The following is a 19,796-nucleotide window of genomic DNA, read 5'->3' on the forward strand; positions in this document are numbered from 1 at the left end:
CGCGCCACACCCTGTACCTCGGGCGCCCTTCGGTGCACTCGGCAAGCACGGGGCGAAACCGGCGTGACCGAGGATGTCATTGGCCAGTACGGCCGACACCAAGCGCAACGGGGTGCCGGCCGCGGGCTCCGATGAAGCACTGTGTGTCACATGAGGCGTGTGACACGGGCTGCTCTTCACTGTTGCCGCACTGTGCCGACGGGCCTTGCGTGCCCATCCCGGCGTTTTTCTGCCTCGCGGGCAATCACCGCGCTATCGCACGAACTACCGCCGAGTCATATCCACGGCTGCGAGAACCTTCCAGAGGACTCCGTCTGTTCCCTGAACGAGTTCAGCACATGATCGATATTGGGCCTCGGAGAGTAGCTCAGTATGCGCTGCCGGGTTTCTGTAGATCTTGGTCAGTATCCGCACATCTTCGGGAAATCCGTCTGTTTTGAACAGCCAGTCGGATCTGGGCCATCGGCTGGCGAGAGTCCGCATCTCTGACGCAATGGGGCTGGTTGCCGAGCGCGGGGACGCAGCTATGGATCGCATGAAGTAGCCAAGGGTGCCCAGCTCCACGGGTTTTCCGTTCTTGCAGTACTGGGCCATGCGCTGAAAACTGCGGTCGCGCAGGTCGTCCGCCAGTTCCATGCCAGACACGGCTGTTCTCAGGGGTTCGCAGATCAGCCGGACAGCCTCCAACTCAACGGCCTTGCACAAACCGATGACCGCAGCCGACCAGTCAAGTTCGGTGGCCGTTTTGACGGCAAATCCATCGGCCACAGCGGCAGCCGTCGCCAACATCGTGAGCGCAGGGGCCGACAAGAGGGTGGATCGGGAATCACGGGCCAGCAGAACAGCTCGGGCTCGCTCGACCTCAGCTTCCCCGGACAAGCTGCCGAGGAGGCGAAGGAGCTCGGCATGGCGTGCAGAGTCGCTAAGTTCTCCGGCTTTGATCTCCCAAATGGACAGGAGTCGCCCGTAGCAAGCGTTGCACAACAAGAGATTCCACTCATCGTGGATGGAGACCGTCAACTTGGATTTCTTGTCATTGCCGCATCGACAACAGGTGAATGTGGTCGCCGTAGCGAGGCGGTACTGATGCATAGGGCCCCGCGGCGGATACTTCTTGACCACCTCAAAGCGGAACGGACTTGCTCCCTGACCCACGGTCACCAGCTCCTCCCCTTGCATGACAGCCAGTTGTACCGTGTCTTCCGCGAAGCCGCACGTTGCCGGAACCGGTGACCAGCCTGCGGGTGCGTAGGGCTGCGGGAGAACTCCTCCGCCTCCAAGGTCGCCGGATGACCGGCCCCGTGCAGTGAAGTTGTCGTACGAGTCGACGTGCCTCGCGCGGTCAAGCAGCCACGTTGATAGTGCAAAACGGTCCGCCAGCGTCGCATCGACTCCGACGCCCTGGACCGCGCAGTCCGACACCGGCGCGCGGACCGATGCCCGAAGCCGTGCCGAGCGGGCTGCGCGACTTCGCAGTGGGCGGCAAGACCGTGCGGGGCACGGCCAGGGCGGGTACGCCCTCCTCGCATCCCGGACCGGCCACGATCCTGACCTACGACCCGGCCGACCTCACGTCGCCGTGCTGCGGCAACCGCCGCCGAGATCCGACAAGTACCCCTTCAACGCGAACAACTCCGCAGCGAGCCCACCGTGAGCTGACCGTCATCCCAGTCGGGCCGCCCATCGCCCCGCTCCGCGATCCCGTGTGCCTCTCCCCGCCCGTTGTCATACCCCAGTGCCACAATGCTCGTAGCGTGAAGGGCGCCGTGGTGACGAGGTGCCGTACGTGTAACCGCCTCGATGTCAGGGGGGGCGCTCGGACGCAAGGGGACAGAATGAATCCACCGGTGCTGGCTTTCAACTTCCTGCCGATCCGCTTTTCGGCGGACGAGTTCAAAGGTGGGCTGATCGAATTCCAGTCGCCCGAGCAGCTGGCTGACCTCCGAGCCAAGCTTGCCGACAGCCACGTGGTCGCCAAGACACGAACGGGCATCGCCTGCATTCCAGTGCAAGCAGACACCGACGCGCACGGCACGCCTACAACCTTCCGGACACGCGATCATCGGTCACTCACCATGCGTCTCGTCCAGGAAGCATTGCTCCGGTCGGTGCTGGGGTGGGGGTACAAGGTGCGTCGGCGCAGCCCACCGGTGTTCGTCTCTCGCCTGGCAGGCAGGGATCTGCTTGAGCCTTCGGTCCGTGGCCGGCATCAGGAGGCCCTCGGAAGGCTCCACGTCTATCCGGAATACCGTCTGGACGGCAGGACCATCGGCCCCTCAAATCACCCCGGAGTGATCGTCGGGGTGAAGAGCCGCCATGAGATCGACATGACGGTGGACGAGTTGATCCACCAGGGCCTCGACGTGCGCGGCCTCTACGTGCTGAGCGAGGACGCAAGGAGCGAACCCGACCCGCGCATGGACCATCACGCCGCACGGCGCGCGGTCGGTGCCGTCGATCACGTCGACGGCACCGACCTGGTACTGCGCGACGCCCCAGGCGCGACCCGTATCCCCGCCTGCAATGCGTGGCTGGAGAGCCGACGGGAGACCTTCGACGACGTGGTCCGTGCCCTGGCCGGAGCCGACAGCGCCAGGATCCTCAAGGAGCTGGAGCAGAAGACATTCGATCTGCTCGGGGCCTTCGGCCGCTACGAAGGCGCGGTCAAAATCGCCAGTCGCCTGGGGCGACTCGGCCACCTGCAAGTGACCAGCGACCTGTCCGTGATCATCCAGCAACCGGTCGGGTCGAGCAACGGCACGAAGGTGACCGGGACTTACTATCCATCCCCGACGTTCCAGTTCGACCAAGCCGGCGACAAGACCAGCAAATCCGCCGACCGTGGCCTGGACGAGTACGGCCCTTTCGACGTGGAGTTCTTCGCCAAGAAAAAGCCCCGGATGGCCGTCATCACGCCTCGCGCGCACAAGGGCATCGTCGAGACCTTCCTCTCCAAGTTCCTCTACGGGATCCAAGGAGAGAGAACGTTCGGCCTCGGCTTCATCCGCAAGTATCACCTTTCCGGGGCTGACGTCTCCCTGCATCCCTTCGACGGCGCCACAACCGATGCCGACGCCTACCGCGAGGCGTGCCGGGGGGCATTGCTCAGTGGAGACTTCGACCTGGCCATCGTCATCACCAGCGAGGCTCAGGCTCAGCTCACGGGCGACAGCAGCCCGTACCTTGTGGCGAAATCAGCCTTCATGGGACAGGGCGTCCCCGTCCAGGACGTGAGAATCGAAACGGTCCGGCTGAGCAAACTCGCCTACCCGCTCAACAGCATTGCCCTGGCCTGCTATGCCAAGCTGGGCGGAATCCCCTTCGTGATCGCCGCTCCACGTGCCCTCACCCACGAATTGGTCATCGGCATCGGAAGTGCGCACGTCAAGGAGAGTCGACTCACCGCGCCGGAACGAGTAGTGGGCATCACCACCGTGTTTAGCGCAGACGGCAACTATCTTCTGTCCAACACGTCCCGGGAGGCTGACTACGACGACTACCCCCGGGAACTCCTGCGCTCCCTGACGGACTGCATCGACCTGATCAAGAAACGCAACGCCTGGCAGAAGGGCGACGAACTGCGCCTCACCTTCCACGTGTTCAAACCGCTCAAAGACATCGAGGCCACTGCGGTCAAAGAACTGGTCCAGCGCCTCACCCAGACCTACGCCAAGGTCGAGTTCGCCTTCGTGCACGTGAGCACCGACCACGACTGGGTCATGTTCGACCGGGCCAGCGCAGGAGTGAACCGTGGGGCCGGGGGCAGAGCCAAGGGACACTACGTCCCGGAACGTGGCCATGCCGTACCCATCGGCGAGCGTGAACTACTCGTATCCGTCAGCGGCCCCATGGACCTCAAGAGCGCCCTGCACGGTGTCCCCAAGCCTCTCCTTCTCAAGCTCCACCGCCACTCGACCTTTACCGACATCGAATACCTGGGGCGACAGGCATTCCGTTTCACATCGATGTCCTGGCGAAACATGTACCCGTCACGCATCCCCGTGACAATCTTGTACTCGGACCTGATCGCCGAGCTGCTCGGACAGCTGCGCCACGTACGGAACTGGAACGCCGACGCGGTCACCACCAAACTCCGCTCCAGCAGGTGGTTCCTGTGACCGCGACCGAAGAACCCGGGACGGCCACTCCCACCAGACACCTGCTGGCCGCAACGACCGCCCACCTGGAAGAGCTCATCCGACGGGCTAACACGCCCGGCAACCTCGACGGCATGCTCGCCCATCACATCCTGAGCCGACGACGCCTCAGCTTCGACTGGGACACCAGCCCCATGACGCCAGCATGGCTCACCGACAACGAGCACCGCTTCGCCCACTCACACGGCCTGGCCGTCCTCGGCTACGGCCTCACAGAATTCCCCTCAACGACCGCCTCCCAGGCTGCCGCCCGGGAACACCTGACTGCCGGCCTGTCCGCCCTCATGCGGAAAAGTCCCTTCCAGGACGACGGAGTCACCTTCGTCAATGACCCACGACAGATTGTCGGCCTCGCGCTGGCCGTCACCACAGTCCACGACGACGCTCCACAAGCACGCGTGTGGCTGGCAGAGATTCTCCAAGACTCAAGGCTGCGTCACGCCAACGTGCTCCTCGGCCTGTTCCAGGAGCACGCCCGGCACATCCTCGGCACCACGGCCACTCTCCCGGTGGACGCCCGCAGCATCCACGATCCGGTGGAAGCCGCCTGCCTTCACTGGCTGACCGTCTCAGCAAGAGACATCCCGCAGACGGAGCAAGACGAGCTGCGGCGACTGCAGTCACGGCTGCTCACCGACATTCTCTTGACCGATGCAGGACAGGCAAGTGCGCCACGGGCGGCGCTGCTTCTCGAAGCAACAGCCCATATAGTCACCGCCAGCATCGACGAGACCCTCCTGAGCCGCTCCCACGTCGGCGTCCTCCTGAGCCGATTCGAGGCCGCGATGCGGCAGTGGCGCCACGACGGTGACGATCGTGACAGCCCCATCAGGTGGCCCATCACCTCGGAACGCGAAATCCAGAACATCCTCTGGCTCATGCTCCGGCCTGTATTCGACGACCTTGTCGAGGAAGAACCCCTCCGGCGGCTCGGCCACAGCACCTACCGTGCGGATTTCGGCGTCCCTTCGCTCGGTCTGCTCATCGAGGTCAAATACGCGCGCAAGGCCGCCGACTTCAAGTCCTTCGAGAAGGAGATCTACGACGATTACATCGGCTACCTCTCCGGCAACACTTCCTACCGGCAGATGACCGTCTTCATCTATGACGAGTCCTCATCCGTCCAGGAACATGACACCACCCGCAACGCACTCCTGAAGCTTCCCGACATCATCGATGTGATCATCGTCTGCCGCCCGAGCCACGTTCCCAAACCTGCTCGGACGCCGAGGCGGCGACGGAGCAGAACACAACGGACGGACGATCTCCAGGCTCCTGAACAGGGAGGGCCTCGCGGATGAACGGGCAGATAGGTCAACGGATGGTGCTGCTCATGCCCGTTGGTTGCGGCACTGCGTACGTCGCCTTCGGGCACCCGTCGGCACCGCCCTCGTCATCGACCATGGAGTGTTTTCCCGCCTCTCGTACACGTCATTGAGGGCTCTGTCGGCTACGCCAAATGCTTCTGACGAATGAGGCAGACTTACATTGTCGAGGCCAGAGGGTGGAGCTGGTCGCACTGTTCATACCGACGGTTCCGGGCACGAACTGCCATGTGACGGAGCTGCGGTAGGCCGTCACCGCCGACGACGCCGTCAGCCTCCAGCACGGGCCAGATCCGCAAACAGGCCGGGCCAGCCGCCTTCCGAGGAGTGCCGCTTGTACTGGTCCAGGATTTGGTGCACGGCCTGCTGGAGACGGGCACCAAGTTTCGGCTGGGCCGCGACGTCTCTAAGCGCGGCGCGCAGCTCAGGCGTACGGTTCACCGGGACGCACTGAAGCAGATGCCCGGCGAACGCGTCGTCCAGGAGGGGAAGTTCACGGACGATCCGTAGCTGGGTGTCAGTGCCGCTCCCCACGACGAACGACCACATCGCCGCCCGCCATGCCTGGGCGACGTCCTTGCGGCGCCCCGAGCCCAGCGTGCTCGCCCTCAGCTGGCGGCCGACACTGAGCAGAAGGTCGGCGCACTCTTCCTCGGTGAGCGGGGTGTCACGCCGGTCCGGGAAGACGAAGTTGCTCACCTTCATGATGGTGAGCGCGTCGACGGGTTCGTGGAAGGCCACCCGGAGTGCCTCGGGAACATCCGAGGCCACCCCATGGACGCTGTACCACCACACGCACCACAGGCGGGCCTTCCGGCCGAGTTCGCTCCCGCCGTCCAGTGTGCTGTCCGCGCCGCACTGTGCGCGCAGCAGCCGCAGGGCATCCGCAGGGGGATACTCGTGCCGTTCGAGCCCTGCTCCGACGAGTTCCACCATCCAGCCCAGGGCTATCGGGTCGGGAACGCGGTCGATCCAGCCCGCCAGCTCTGTCCAGGGCAAGTTCAGCATCGTGCCCCTGTGCCGCAGCACGACGAGTAGTTCGGCCAGTTCCCTCAGCCTCTTCCGGACCGGATGGCCCATCGCACTGGCGCGTACCGGCGGCACGGCGGCGCCCAGCGCACCGAGGGCAGAGCGGGTAAGCCGGGTGAGCGAAGCGTCGTCGAGCGTAACTCCGTTCACCAACATCGTCCTCGCCTGCCGGAGTTCACCGATGCGCACCAGCAGATCCATCATCACGCCGGTCTCAACGGCGTTCGCGGGGCGCCTCTTGTACGGCTCCACCCATTCCGCGATGTCTCCCCCGGTCACGGCGAACCCGCTCGGAAGCTCCCCGAGTGCCGCAGCCGCCTCAGGGACACCTGCGACCGTGCCCCGCACCAGCAACGCAAGCAGACATCCCGCCGAACGCCACACCTGGACGGGGTCACCCTCGGGCGACTCCCAGGCAGAGGCCGCACGTCCGGCCACGTCGGCGACTCGGTACGCCGGCAGGTCCAGCTGCTCCAAGGCCGTCCGGACGACCTTGGCACGGATATGCACCAGTTCCTGGTCGTAGCGGTTAGCGATTGGCATGCCCTGGACGAGCCAGTCAACGGCCAGGTCGCGAACAGCCCGGCCGACGGGGCTGTCGGAGTCCAAGAGACAAACAAGGGATCCGCGGGACAGGTCGGCGACCTGTCCCCCGCTAGTGACCTGGACGAGGAGGCCGACCAGAGGCCCCGGATCCGCTTCGGGCGGACACACGTCCGCGGCGGCAGTGAGAAGGCCACCGAACAACGACCGGTCGGCCGTCGTCGGGCCGGGGACGGCCGACAACCGGGGGATCAGTTCGGCGAGTTGGTCGACCAGCTCGGTAAACGTGAGCGTGCGCAGATACGGCAACTGGACGGAGGTATGCGCCTTAATCAGTGCGGAGGAGGCCACGCGAGTGTCGCCGAGCAGCTCGTCCGCCCAGTCCGCCCACTGGCGCGGCTCTCCGTGCGCGGTGCTAGACGCGGCCATTCTCGACAGGACGTCCGCCGCGTATTGGTGGTTGTCGGCTGCCAGAGCGGCCCCCACCAGGGAACGGACGAGTGGGAAGGCGTCCGCGGGCCGCGCTGGCAGGAGCCGGACGAGGAAGCGGGCAAACTCGACCTGCGTGGACAGCTCGTGGCCGCTGTCGGTCGCACGCTCCAGGAGCCCTGCCGTCCGGACGGCACCGACGACCTCCCCGGGTTCGCGGGGCAACAGCCGGTCGAGCACCTCCAGGACAGCGAGCCAGGCGTTGTCCGCGCGAGCCGCGGCGGCCTTGAGGCAATCGGCGTCCCGGGACTCGTACCCGCGTCCCGGAGCGGGCAGCAGGTCCAGGAACTGCCGCAGGGCCAGCAGCGCCAGCCTCGGAGAGCCAAGGATGTGCAGCAGGTCGGTCAGCATCTCCTCGGTCGGCAGGGAACTCTGGGCGCAGACCGACAGCACCGCGCGGCGCAGCCCGTACCGGACCGTGGTGCGCTCCTTGTCGAGGTCGTCGGAGATGGTCTTCAGCAACTTGGCCAGCGTCGCCGCCGCGGCGTCCGCGGCGTCCTGCGTCCGGTCCGCGCACAGCCACGTCTGCTCCAGCACCGCGAGCAAGAAGTAATCTTCACCGTCGGCTTCTTGGAGTCTTTCAACGAGTGCGCCGAGCCCGGCGGCACCCCGACGGTGGACCAGGGCGTAGCTCGCTGCGTACTCGAAAAAGGTCTGGTGAAAGAACTGGAAGACGCCGTTCGTGAAGTGCCCGACCCCGCGCTTCTCCAGCAGACCGGCCTCCTCCTTCAGCCGTGCGGCGGTGAGCCCCGCGGGCAGCCGGACCCGGTCGACCCATGCCTCGGGGCGGCCAGTTCGCAGCATCTCCAAAGCGAGCGCCACGGCTGTACCACCAAGGTCGCGGCCCTGGTCAGGCCGGTCGCTGCCGAGGTCCCAGGAACGGCGGTCGCGGGTCACCCGGTGGTCCCAGTACGTCTCATACAGGCCGGTGGTGTCGACCACGTCGGGGACCTGACCCGGTGTGTAGATCTCGAACAGCATGCGCAGAGTCAACGGGCGCAAGCACAGCGGGTGCAGGGAGATGTCCCGGGCCATGATCGTCAGCATTCTGCTGATCAAGTCTTCCCGCAACTGAGGGTCGTTCGTGAAGAACCTGCTGTGAGCCAGTACGGCGCGTTCGAACTCGCTGGTGGTGTGCGGGCCGACCGTGGTGTTGATGGCGTAGTCGCGCAGCGCTAGCCGCTGCCATTCCGGGGGCAGCTCGGCTGCTTCGGCCACCCTGGATGTCATGGCGATGGCGGCGCCTGCGTCCCCCGCCGCGTGCACGACGGTGACCAGCCGCTCCCAGTCGTCCTCGTTGTTGACCAGCACATCGACGGTGTCGATCAGGATCGTCACGGTCCGGCCGTCGGCGCGGGCCTGTCGGATCGCCTCGACAAGGATTCCAGGGTCGACCCTGGCACTCCCCGACGGGCTGTTGACCAGCCAGGTCGCCTTGAGGAAGAACACCTCCCCCGTGGCCGTCCCGCAGCGGCGCCGGGCCAGGCTCCATAGGATGCTGGTCTTTCCGCAGCCGGCTTCCCCAACCACCACGAGGGGGGTGAGTGCGTCAGTGTCCAGCCGCTCCAGCAGTTCCTCCTCCAAGTCGCGGGTGACATAGAGGCCCTCCGCGAACTGGCTTTCCTCGCCGCTGGAGAACACGGTCCCCGAGACGATGCCCGCCGAGTGCCGTGCACGATCGCTGAGGAGCCGCAACCTGGGCAACGGGTCGCCGGGCCGGAAGCCGAGGGTGGACTCCTGGGAGGTGGGGGCTGGTTGCCCGCCCGGAGTGGATGGAGAGGCGCCGAGGGCGGAGGTAAGCCGCTTGGCGGCCTCGCGCACACGGTCACGGTTCTGGGGCCCGGTGCCGGAGGAGACGGGCATCTCACGCAGGTCCACGGGTGACAACAGGGCGAGGCTTCCCGATGCCTCGCCCTCGACCAATACGGGAACCAGACGGCTGCGGGCGCTCGCATGGTCGAAGTCGTGGACGATGTGATCACGCTCGTCCGTCATCCCGGGGTCCGCAAGATAGGCGGGAGTGACGAGGGCGAGGACCTTCCCGCCGCCGTCCACGTGCTCCTGTACCGTGCGATGTCCCGGCCGGTCGGCGGATGGACCCATCAACACCTGGTGTCCCGAGGCGGCCAGGACATCGTGGACGAGGTCGGCCCAGGACCGGTCCTGGGGCACCCAGCTCAGCATGACGACAGGTGCGGCACCGCTCGGCCGAGAGCGTATGGGCGGACGCGAATCCAGTATCCAGGCGTGCGGGCCGCCCGCCACGGACCGGGCGATCGCGGATGCCGGGACGCCCTGGTTGACTGCCCCTGCGGCGTAGTGGTGAATGCCGACGAGCCGGCCCCGGGAATCGACGACGGGGCCGCCGGACGACCCGGGCGTGGTGTTCACGTGCTGGTAGCGGATCCGCGTGGCCTCGTCGTTGATCACCGCCGGGGCGGTCGTGTACGAGACACGCGTCGGCTCGCCGAGCGGGTGGTGGACCACGAACAGCAGATTCGCTTGGTGGAAGTCGTAGGTGTCCGGCTCCAGCAGGTAGTGCCCACGGGGGCCGGGACCAGCGGACAGGGCTGCGAGGCGGGACGGCACGGGTCCGCTACCGACCCGCAGGAGGGCGTAGTCCAAATGATCCGGCGGCGCCTCCCAGGACAGTGGGGAGCCGTTCCGTTCGGCGGCGGTGGGGGGACTGCATGCGAGCAGCTCCGTCAGCCGCACCCGTTTTCCCCGCTCGTGGGGTGCGGCTCCGCCGGTGCCGTCAGGCGTGACGAAGTCGAACCGCGCCTCCAGCCCGTCCGGCAGCTTCCCCGGTTCCAGGGCCGTCCCCAGCACATGACCGGCGGTCAGCAGGACGTCAGGCGCCACCAGCACGCCTGTCCCCACGGGCAGGCCGCCGGTCTCCACACGTGCGACCCTGGCCGTCATGTCACGCAGGACCCTGATGAGATCCGCCGGATCGACCAGACCGGCGGTCGCCCGGGTGATGCTTTCCAGCCCGGCCGTGTACGCCGTGTCCAGGCCAGGCTCCTCGCCCGGCGGGACCGCGTGCTCAGCGGCCATGCGCGTGGACGATCCGGGCCACGGCAGCGGCCTGCACGGCCACATTCCGCTGACCGGCCACACCGGCGAAGTGCAGGGCGACCGCCTTGCCAGAGTCCAGATCGATCACAGCTGAGCCGGAGTTGCCGCCCAGGGTCGTGGCGTCGTGGTGAACGACATCCTTGCCCTGCACCGCAGTGAGCTTTCCACCGGCCAGCCGCTTGCAGTCGTAGACACCGTCGAAAATCCGCTGCTGGTCACCAGCGTCGGCGCGGGAATCACGCGCCGGATACCCGATCACCGCGACCCAGTTGCCCGTGCGAGCCCCGGAGGTGTCGAGCTCTATAGGCGACGGTGGCTTGCCGCCGTCCTCACCGGTCGCGTCGATCCGCAGCAGGGCCACATCGTGGCTACCGTCCGGTTCGATCCAGACGATCTCGGTGACCCGGAACCGGGACTCCTCCGGCTGCTGGTACTCCTGGTACCAGTCCAGGTCCGCCCGCACGGGTTTGCCCGTCCAGGACTGATTGAAGGCGAACCCCGTGCCTGAACCACCTCTAGCCTCCCTGGCAAACACTTCAGCGACGTGGCGGTTCGTCACGGCGAGTCGGGGACCCACCATCCAGCCTGTACCCGCCCACTGCAGGGCGTGGTTGCGCAGTTCGATACGGCCGACACTCGGGATCGCCTGCTCCAGCGGCCGACGCGCGCGTTCCAGGCGCGCCGTCACGTACGCGCTGGTGGGCCGACCGTCCGGTGGCAGCCGGAACGTGGACCGCTGCACCAGGTGCACTGGCCGGGTGAAGCGCTGGACGATCGCTTCCAGGCCCGAGTCACCGGGCACCCAATCCCCCTCGGCCATGCGCTCCACGGCCTCGGCGGCCCTGTCGACCGTAAGCCCGGCGTCCATGCTCTCGAATCCGCCGAGTGCGGCCGTGCCTGCGGCGATCTCGTCGAAGCGATCGAGGAACTCCTGCCGCACTTCGTCGTCGGAGAACAGTTGCCGATAATCCAAGACGCCGCCTCCTGGTAGGTCGACGGGACAGCGTCCGCGATCCCTGAGGGGGATGGTACGAGGGTGCTCCTGCTGCGCGGGGGCGTTTCCCAAGGCCCACCCCGTGCTGTCGGCAGGGCCTGGTGGGTCAATTCAGCTCGTCGGGCACGGCGTCCCACACATCAACTAGTACGGAGCCGCCAGCCGCTACGCTTCTGCCCGCCGTGCCCAGGATCGAGAGAACAACGGCTTCCAAGCACGCGCCACCGCAGGCCCCTCGGGTGAGCACAGTCTGGCGCGGCACTGCCATGCGCGTGACCTGGGTGTTTGCCGATCAGACTTCGGTGGCACGCGATACTAAGAGGTCGTCTCAACTGGCTTGATCACTAGGCTGGCGGCCGTGACGGCGATGGTGGGGCGTCTGGTGCCGGACGGGCTATGGGAGTTGTTCCAGCGGGTGGTGCCGACTGCGCACCGCGACGTCCGGGCACAGCCGGCACGCCGTTCAGCTCGGTCGCGGGCACCCGCCGGCCCCGACTCACTGCAACCGTCCGCCACGAATGCACGCGGTTACGGGTAGACACCGAGCTCGTAGTGGGACACCCCGGTGTACACGGTCACGGGGCCGTCGTCGTTCATCTCGCCCTAGGGGCGTTCCGGCAATGAGATGTCCAGGAAGCTGCCGAAGCAGCCCTCGCAGCAGTCGAAATGGTCCGCCATGCTGTCACGTTCGCCTCGGTGCGAGGATTACGCATCGTATGGACGTCGTGACCGCTGCACTCATCGTTCGGGCACGGTGCGCCGTGGCCACAGTCCGCAGTGCCGCACGGGCAGGGACGGTCGCACCCGGCCGGTTCCCAGTCCTGGGTGATCACGGCGCATTCTCAGGGTGTCTTCCGATCCGCTGCCAGAGCTGCCACGACGGCCTGCCGGGACGCCCCGGTCGCTTTCTGCACGGCATCCGTGAGCGCGACCACGTTGCCTAGGTCGGGATCAGTGCCCGAAAACCATACGGCCGGTGAGCCGGACCAATCGGCCTCGTTGCGGTACAGCCTCGCGAAGAACGAACACGTCCCCGTGTCGTATCCCCAGTCGCTGCCCCATTCCCAGCCGCGAAGCGGCAGAGCGAGGGTGAAGTCCTCGACGATTCGCTGCCCTTGTGGCACGTAGAGCGCGGTCATAGGTGCCAGCGGCCATGCGCCAGATCGCTGCGGGCGATGGCGGTGCAGGCGTCCTTGAGGCAGCGCCGCTTGGTGCGATGGGCACGGCAATACGTCTGCGTCGCCTCGATGAGCTGGCCGCACTCCCGTCCCCCCATGCCGTATACGGCGCTGGCGGTGCGCGGAGGCCGGGTGGCGATTGGCCGCCGTGCCGGCGGCCCGCTGCTGCTCGATCTCGCGGTGGATCCGGGCCACGCTCTCATTGCGCGCCGCGCCCTGCAGCGGGTAGACGGGGCTTTCGTCGTCAGCAGGTTCGCCTCCAGGTTGCCCAGCAAGGTGCCAGACCTATCGCTCCAACTCGACGTCGAAGAACTTGAGCACCGACGTGACGAGCATCAGCCCGTAAACCGCGTTGATTCGCGAGTACTGCGAGCGCGACACACCATGCGCGCTCGGGTGCCTGCCAAACACGCGCGGGATCGGGTCGCCGTTCTTCGGCCAGTACTCGGCGTGCGCGTACCAGACCGGAGCGAACGTCAGGGCAACTCGGATGCCGTGGTCGTTCAAGTCGAACTTGCCCAATCTATGGGATGTGAGCTTTGCCCGTTCGGACTGGGAGAAGTGTGCCTGCATCAGGCTGTCGAGCAGGTTGGCGGCGAGTGCCTGGGCCGGGTTGTTGTGTCCGTCGCGCAGCGCTGCCACGCAGTCGATGGCGAAACCCCGGTACTCCAGTAGTTCCGGATGGTCAACGTCCTCGATCACAGTCTCGCAGTGGTTAATGATCCCCTTCCACCGTCGGCCAATGATGCGGCGGCGCTCAACGGCGTTGGGGGCGTCTAGGAGGGCGCGCACTACCTTCGGGCCAGGCACCCACATCAGAGGAATGCCCTCTTCAAGCAGGAGCTGCTCGAACTCTTCGACTGACGGCGTAGCGTCGTGGAGGTTCGGTGGGTAGATGCGCTCCTTCAGGGAGCCGAACCCCTCGAAGACGTCGCGCCAGTACTCGCGGAAGTGCTCATGCAGCGGTTCAAAGGTTTCGCGGAGCATGGCGTTCACGCCTGCCGCTTCGACCAGTTGCTTGCTGATCATCTCGCCGATGTGGCTCATCGGCTGATACGTCTGGATCACCGGCTGGAGCAGATCAGCGAAGACGCTGCGGTAGTAGTCCGTCAGCGGCTGGAACGCGCGAGCCAGGCCGAAGGGGTCGACAGGCTCCGACTCGGAACCCTCTTCGGGCTCGTCTGCATCGTTGCTCATGGCGGCATGGTGACACGCGGCTGATCTTACGGGCGACCGATTACTTCGGTTCGTCCGCCCTTGCACCGCGGTGCACCTTGATGCGCTCGACCTTCAGCGCCCGCCGACGCGGGCTGGTACGCGGCGACCAGAAGCACCGCGCCAGTTGATGGCGCTGCTCACGATCAGTCGTCAGGCGCGATTGCCTGTGTGAGGGTCCGACACCAGGACAGGAGGCCGGGCCGCTACGAGCACGTGTGCAACCGCGGGGACGGAGCGGTGCTTCGGCAACGGGGCTACGCGAAGACGCTGAAGTTGACGCCCTGGACGACGCCCCGCTCCGATCCTGCTTTCACACAGCCCAGTCGAGTCCGAGGGCGGCGCGCGTGGCTGCGAGCGCCCGTACGGTCACATGAGTTCGAGGGGCCACATGTGGTTGATGACCCAGGCGGCCGGTGCCCATTCGGCTGGGATGTTCCGGTCATACGCCTCGTCGGACGTGAGCACATACGCGGGAAACATGTCGGGATCCTCGTACGGGACACGGAGGGAGTCCCACTCGCAGCGCACTTCCAGGGTGGCCGACCACTCTTTCTTCGACAGGGTGAATGTGGCTGTCCAATGAGGATCTCCACCGCCGTCCTCCACTTCCAGAGCGAGTTCGAAGCCATTGGAGTACGTGATGGAGCCCCTATCGCCGACCATCAGTTCCAGATCTTCCTCATCTCCCTCAGCGCCCGGGATCAGCCTGAGGGTGTCGATGAGCTCGAAGAGTGCATCCGACGGGTCGCTGTAAGCGTGATTGCCGGCTCGATGTGCGATGGCCAGACCAGTCTCGGACCGAGCACGGGTGACCGCGCCGCCATCGAGGGTGAAGCTGAGAACGTCCCGCACAAGGATCTGCGGGATGTTCGATGAGTGGGCAACCAGGGTTCCGTCTTCGCCGATCCGCCAGCCGCTGTACTCGGCTTCGAGCAAGAGGAACACCTGCGCGGTGGCCAGCCCTCTCCGGCTGATCTTCACCTCGTTCACACCCACGACGGCTCTGATGCGGCCAAGTTCCACGTCACGAATCTGGTCGTCTTCCCACTCGTCGACAAGCTCGGTCAGAACTCCGACCTGGCCCAGAGTCAGGTCCTCATCCGGAGTGTGCCCCGCCTCCAGCGGCTGGCCCACCACGCCCTGAAGGAACCGCACCAAAGCGTCCTTGATTTCATCGCTCGGAGTCTCCAGGACGAACAGCGTTCCCTGAAGCGCGTACAAAGGCACCATGTGCGGCTTCGGGAAGCCCCAGCCCCTGAAGGCGTCGTAGACATCTGCGTCCGCACCCACGATCACGAAGGAGTCGATGTCGTTATCGGCGGCCCGCAGCACCTGCCTGATCCACGCGCTGTCAGCGGCACCCGTTTTGACCTCACTCTTCTTGTCGGCGGGCGGGCGTATCTGCACTTGGTCACGGATTGCCTCTACTGCCAGATCACCATCGAGGGCGATGATCCGCACGGACGGAGCAAGGCTTCGAACAGATGCGTCCACGGCGGCCATCACCTCCAGACGCGAGGAGTACGGATCGTCGGAGGGAATCTTCAACCCGGCCGCTTGCATCGATTTTCTGGCTCGGTTCGTACTCGTCCGCCACTCTTCCCATGATGTGGCGGCGTGTTCTGCAAGTTCCCACAGCACCGGCTCCGGCACCCAGACTTCGAACCCATCATCCACGGCTCGCTGCGCCCACTCCCGCAGAAGGCCCAAGTCAAGCCCACCGCGGGGAAAGGAGTTCGTGTCAAAGACGATTGCGCGCAGACCGTGACGGACCGACTCGGGAAGCGGTGGGTGATTGCGGGAAGCCATGAGGCAGACGGTATCCGAGCAGGGATACGCAAACGGAAGAGCCGTGGTTGCGCTCGGCAGCGCCGTTCTCGCATGGACCGGCCCCGACACGCTCACGACCTGAACTACGAACAGATCGTCCTCCAGCTGACCGACCACGCGTGCGCGCTCGCCGCCGACGTCCATCGCCGCGCCGACCAGCTGCCGAGGGACAGCGGACCCAAAGCGCTCACCGACCTCGTCCTCAAAGAGGCGGAAGGCCGACTGCCTGCGACACTGGAGGGCGCCATGAACTGCGTCCAGAACCGCGCCCGCCTCGTTCGCATCCCCTACGAACGTCTGGACCGCTGGGAGGCCGCGTCCGCCACCCGGGCCGCCTGAACTTCCGCACCCGAGGCGCGACCACGGGCCCCGGCCCTCGCCGGCCTGGCCTGGCCAGCACCATCCGGGAAGACCAAGCCGCGGTCGTGCAGGGCATCACCACCCCGTTCAATTCCGGCGTTAACGAGGGCCGCATCACCGATCTGAAACTCCAAGAAACGGATCATGGCCGGCAGCGCGGCAGTCCCGTTGCTCCGCCACCGCGTGGTCCTCATGATCTTGCTCCGACGCCGCCACATGTGACGGAGCGTAACCAGCGCAGGTTGGCACATCCCAGCTTCACGGAATTCTTGCCAGGGCCGCGTTCACGTGTACGCCGACACTCATGGGCCTCGCGTCTGCAGAGCCCGCGCGCCGCGTGCTCCGCATCGGCTGCAGCACGCGGAGCGTCACCACGTCTCTGCTTCGGGCACTCGACAGCGGCGAGTCCGAGTACAACGGAGCCCACGAAGGATGCTGCAGCCCCTCTTGACCAGTCATATGAAGAGACCCAGCCGGATCACCGGCGGAGCGTCTTCGTGTCACCGGCGAGTCACCAACCCCATATACGCCCTCCCACCCAACGGGCCAGAACTGGACATACATGTCCGCATTGGACTGGCTGGACACCAGAAGACGGCTTCGCCTACCTGTGCCAGGTCGTACCCAGTGAGGAACCCAGGATCAGGACAGGTGCGTCTTCCGGCCCGTCAAAGCGGTACTGAAGGGTGCTGGTCTGTGCGTCGCTCACTCGACTTACGCTCCCACATCTCACGGCGGCCCCTGTGCCGGGGGTTGTGAGGATGTGGGCCGGATCGGGTGAAAGGCCTCTCGGGCGACGTTTGGACCCGGCTCGTCGGGCAGCCAGTGGATCTCCTCGTGCGGGCTCTCCGGTAACGTCGGAATATGAGCCATCCGCATCCCGAACTTAAAGCCGCCCCGCCCCTGCCTGAAGGAGGGCTGAGGGTCGTCGCCCTGGGCGGTCTGGGCGAGATCGGCCGCAACATGACCGTCTTCGAGTATGCCGGCAAGCTGCTCATCGTCGACTGCGGCGTGCTGTTCCCCGAAGAGACCCAGCCCGGCGTGGACGTGATCCTGCCGGACTTCACCTCGATCCGTGACCGCCTGGACGACATCGTGGCCGTGGTGCTCACCCACGGCCACGAGGACCACATCGGTGCCGTGCCGTACCTGCTGCGCGAGCGCTCCGACATCCCTGTCGTGGGCTCGAAGCTGACCCTGGCGTTCCTGGAGGCCAAGCTCAAGGAGCATGGAATCCGGCCACGCACGGTGCGGGTACGTGAGGGCGACCGGCGCGGTTTCGGCCCCTTCAACTGCGAGTTCGTGGCGGTCAACCACTCCATCCCGGACAGTCTCGCGGTCGCGATCCGCACCGGGGCCGGGATGGTGCTGCACACCGGCGACTTCAAGATGGACCAGTTCCCGCTGGACGACCGCATCACCGACCTGCGCGCCTTCGCCCGTCTCGGCGAGGAGGGCGTCGATCTCTTCCTCACCGACTCCACCAACGCCGAGGTCCCCGGCTTCACCACCTCCGAGCGCGAGCTGAACCCGGCGATCGAGCAGGTGATGCGTACCGCCCCGCGCCGGGTGATCGTCTCCAGTTTCGCCAGCCATGTGCACCGCATCCAGCAGGTCCTGGACGCCGCGCACCAGCACGGCCGCAAGGTCGCCTTCGTGGGCCGTTCCATGGTCCGCAACATGGGCATCGCCCGCGACCTGGGGTATCTGAAGGTTCCCAGCGGCCTGGTGGTGAGCACCAAGGAGATGGAGAAGCTGGCGGACCACAAGATCGCCCTGGTGTGCACCGGGTCCCAGGGCGAGCCGATGGCGGCCCTGTCCCGGATGGCCAACCGCGACCATGTGATCCGCATCGGCAAGGGCGACACCGTCCTGCTCGCCAGTTCCCTGATCCCCGGCAACGAGAACGCGATCTACCGGGTGATCAACGGGCTGACCCGGTGGGGCGCGCACGTCGTCCACAAGGGCAACGCCAAGGTGCACGTCTCCGGGCACGCCAGCGCCGGTGAGCTCGTGTACTGCTACAACATCGTCAAGCCCCGCAACGTCATGCCCGTGCACGGCGAATGGCGCCATCTGCGGGCCAACGCCGACCTGGCCATCCGTACGGGGGTCGATCCCGAGCGGGTGGTCATCGCCGAGGACGGCGTGGTCGTCGACCTCGTGGACGGGCGTGCGTCGATCACCGGCAAGGTGCCCGCGGGCAACGTCTACGTGGACGGCATGGAGGTCGGCGGCGCCACCGAGGCGTCCCTGAAGGACCGTGTCACCCTCGCGGAGGAAGGCGTGGTCACCGTGGTGGCGATCGTCGACGCCGACACGGGTGCCCTGGCCGAGACTCCCGACTTCCTGGCCCGCGGGTTCGTCCACGACGACAGCACCTTCGAACCGGTCATCCCCGTCATCGAGAAGACACTGGCGACCGCGGCCCAGGAGGGTGTCGGCGACGCACGGCAGCTGGAACAGCTCATCGCCCGTGCCGTGGCGAACTGGGCCTTCCGTACCCATCGCCGCAGGCCCCTCATCATCCCCGTCATCATCGACGCCTGACCGACAGTCCCCTCCCCCTCCCGCTTGCCCTGCCCTACCAGCAGGGCAAGCGGGAGGGGTTCGCGGCTGCGTCCTCACCCGCGCCGAGCCGCGTTCCAGGCACTGGCTTCGAGCACCGACGGTGCGTCAGAAAGGTAAACGTATGAGCGCGCGCTTCCAGGAGATCGACTGGCGCCCCACACCGATGGGCGACATCAGCCTGCGGCGCCGGCGCGACCCGGTGTCGGGCGCCGATGTGTACGAGGTGAAGCTCGGCGACGAGTTCCTGATGTCCAGCCTCTTCACAGCCGGCGAGATCGCGCTCGCGGAACTCGGACTGGCGGAACTGACCGGCACCGAACTGGACGTCGCCGTCGGCGGACTCGGACTCGGTTACACCGCCCAGGCCGTGCTGGACGACCCCCGGGTGCGCTCCCTGGCCGTGATCGACACGCTCGCCGAGGTGATCGACTGGCATCAGCGGGGTCTCGTACCGCTCGGCGACCGGCTGACCTCGGACGCCCGCTGCCGCCTGGTCCAAGGCGACTTCTTCGCGATGGCGGCCGACCCGGGCGGGCTGGACCCGAGCGAGCCGGGCCGCCGCTTCCACGCCGTCCTGCTGGATGTCGACCATTCGCCCCGCCATGTGCTGCACCCGCGTCACGCGGCCCTCTACCGGCCCGCGGGGCTCCGCGCTCTCGCCCGGCACCTCCACCCGGGCGGGATCTTCGCCCTGTGGTCGAACGACCCGCCGGACGAGCAGTTCGCCTCCGTGCTCGCAGAGGTCTTCCCGCGGTCGGCGGCCCATGTCGTCGACTTCGACAATCCGCTGCAAGGCGGCACCTCGACCAACACCGTCTACGTGGCCGGCACGGAACCGGGCCCCCGGTAGGCGAACGGTTCGGCCGACACCGCGCGGGGATCGCGTGACGTCGTCATGGCAGAGCCAGGAACGGGCGCCTCTGCTCCTGGGACGGTCGGTACCCGGCCACCGGCACTCTGGGCGGCATCGCGAATCGGGCGTACGAGGGCCCTGCCGGCCCGAGAGCGTCCGAGCGGGGCAGCA

At 66.5% G+C, this 19,796-nt stretch carries 11 protein-coding genes; 5 read left to right on the forward strand and 6 right to left on the reverse strand.

The features are described 5' to 3' along the window. Positions 1–264: 264 nt before the first annotated feature. Entirely contained in the window at positions 265–1,155 is an 891-nt protein-coding gene (locus tag OG595_RS07175; RefSeq protein WP_329269091.1) for a hypothetical protein, read from the reverse strand. 680 nt (positions 1,156–1,835) lie between these two features. On the opposite strand from OG595_RS07175, the gene OG595_RS07180 reads away from it, so the two are divergent. Together OG595_RS07180 and OG595_RS07185 are read left to right on the forward strand one after the other, a co-directional pair. Then, positions 1,836–4,118, forward strand: a complete 2,283-nt coding sequence (locus OG595_RS07180; RefSeq protein ID WP_329269092.1) for an argonaute/piwi family protein — start codon at positions 1,836–1,838, stop codon at positions 4,116–4,118. Beyond that, a complete protein-coding gene (locus OG595_RS07185) occupies positions 4,115–5,458 on the forward strand; it encodes a hypothetical protein (protein ID WP_329269094.1) in 1,344 nt (447 codons plus the stop codon). Before OG595_RS07180 ends, OG595_RS07185 begins: the two co-directional genes overlap by 4 nt. Positions 5,459–5,752: 294 nt before the next feature. On the opposite strand, the gene OG595_RS07190 is transcribed toward OG595_RS07185, so the two are convergent. The 5 genes from OG595_RS07190 to OG595_RS07210 form a co-directional block, all read right to left on the reverse strand. Continuing rightward, entirely contained in the window at positions 5,753–10,600 is a 4,848-nt protein-coding gene (locus OG595_RS07190; RefSeq protein ID WP_329269097.1) for a trypsin-like peptidase domain-containing protein, read from the reverse strand. Then, the gene (locus OG595_RS07195) at positions 10,590–11,561 is read right to left on the reverse strand and encodes a trypsin-like serine peptidase (protein WP_329269099.1); all 972 of its coding nucleotides are present in this window, start codon (positions 11,559–11,561) and stop codon (positions 10,590–10,592) included. The genes OG595_RS07190 and OG595_RS07195 overlap by 11 nt, the downstream gene beginning before the upstream one ends. An 896-nt stretch (positions 11,562–12,457) precedes the next feature. Then, complete coding sequence (locus tag OG595_RS07200) at positions 12,458–12,754, reverse strand: hypothetical protein (RefSeq protein WP_329269101.1); 297 nt, start codon at positions 12,752–12,754, stop codon at positions 12,458–12,460. 324 nt (positions 12,755–13,078) lie between these two features. Then, on the reverse strand, positions 13,079–13,990 hold the full coding sequence (locus tag OG595_RS07205) for a hypothetical protein (protein ID WP_329269103.1): 912 nt from the start codon (positions 13,988–13,990) through the stop codon (positions 13,079–13,081). 387 nt (positions 13,991–14,377) lie between these two features. Further along, positions 14,378–15,820: a hypothetical protein gene (locus OG595_RS07210; protein WP_329269105.1), complete on the reverse strand. Its 1,443-nt coding sequence runs from the start codon at positions 15,818–15,820 to the stop codon at positions 14,378–14,380. Positions 15,821–15,892: 72 nt separating this feature from the next. On the opposite strand from OG595_RS07210, the gene OG595_RS07215 reads away from it, so the two are divergent. The 3 genes from OG595_RS07215 to OG595_RS07225 all read left to right on the forward strand — a co-directional run bounded on the left by OG595_RS07215 (position 15,893) and on the right by OG595_RS07225 (position 19,622). Continuing rightward, complete coding sequence (locus OG595_RS07215) at positions 15,893–16,180, forward strand: hypothetical protein (protein ID WP_329269106.1); 288 nt, start codon at positions 15,893–15,895, stop codon at positions 16,178–16,180. 885 nt (positions 16,181–17,065) lie between these two features. After that, on the forward strand, positions 17,066–18,751 hold the full coding sequence (locus tag OG595_RS07220; protein WP_329269108.1) for a ribonuclease J: 1,686 nt from the start codon (positions 17,066–17,068) through the stop codon (positions 18,749–18,751). Between the two features lie 142 nt (positions 18,752–18,893). After that, positions 18,894–19,622, forward strand: coding sequence for a spermidine synthase (locus OG595_RS07225; RefSeq protein WP_329269109.1), 729 nt, complete (start codon positions 18,894–18,896; stop codon positions 19,620–19,622). Positions 19,623–19,796 lie beyond the last annotated feature (174 nt).

The sequence above is a fragment of the Streptomyces sp. NBC_01451 genome, from assembly GCF_036227485.1.
Classification (GTDB): Bacteria; Actinomycetota; Actinomycetes; order Streptomycetales; family Streptomycetaceae; genus Streptomyces.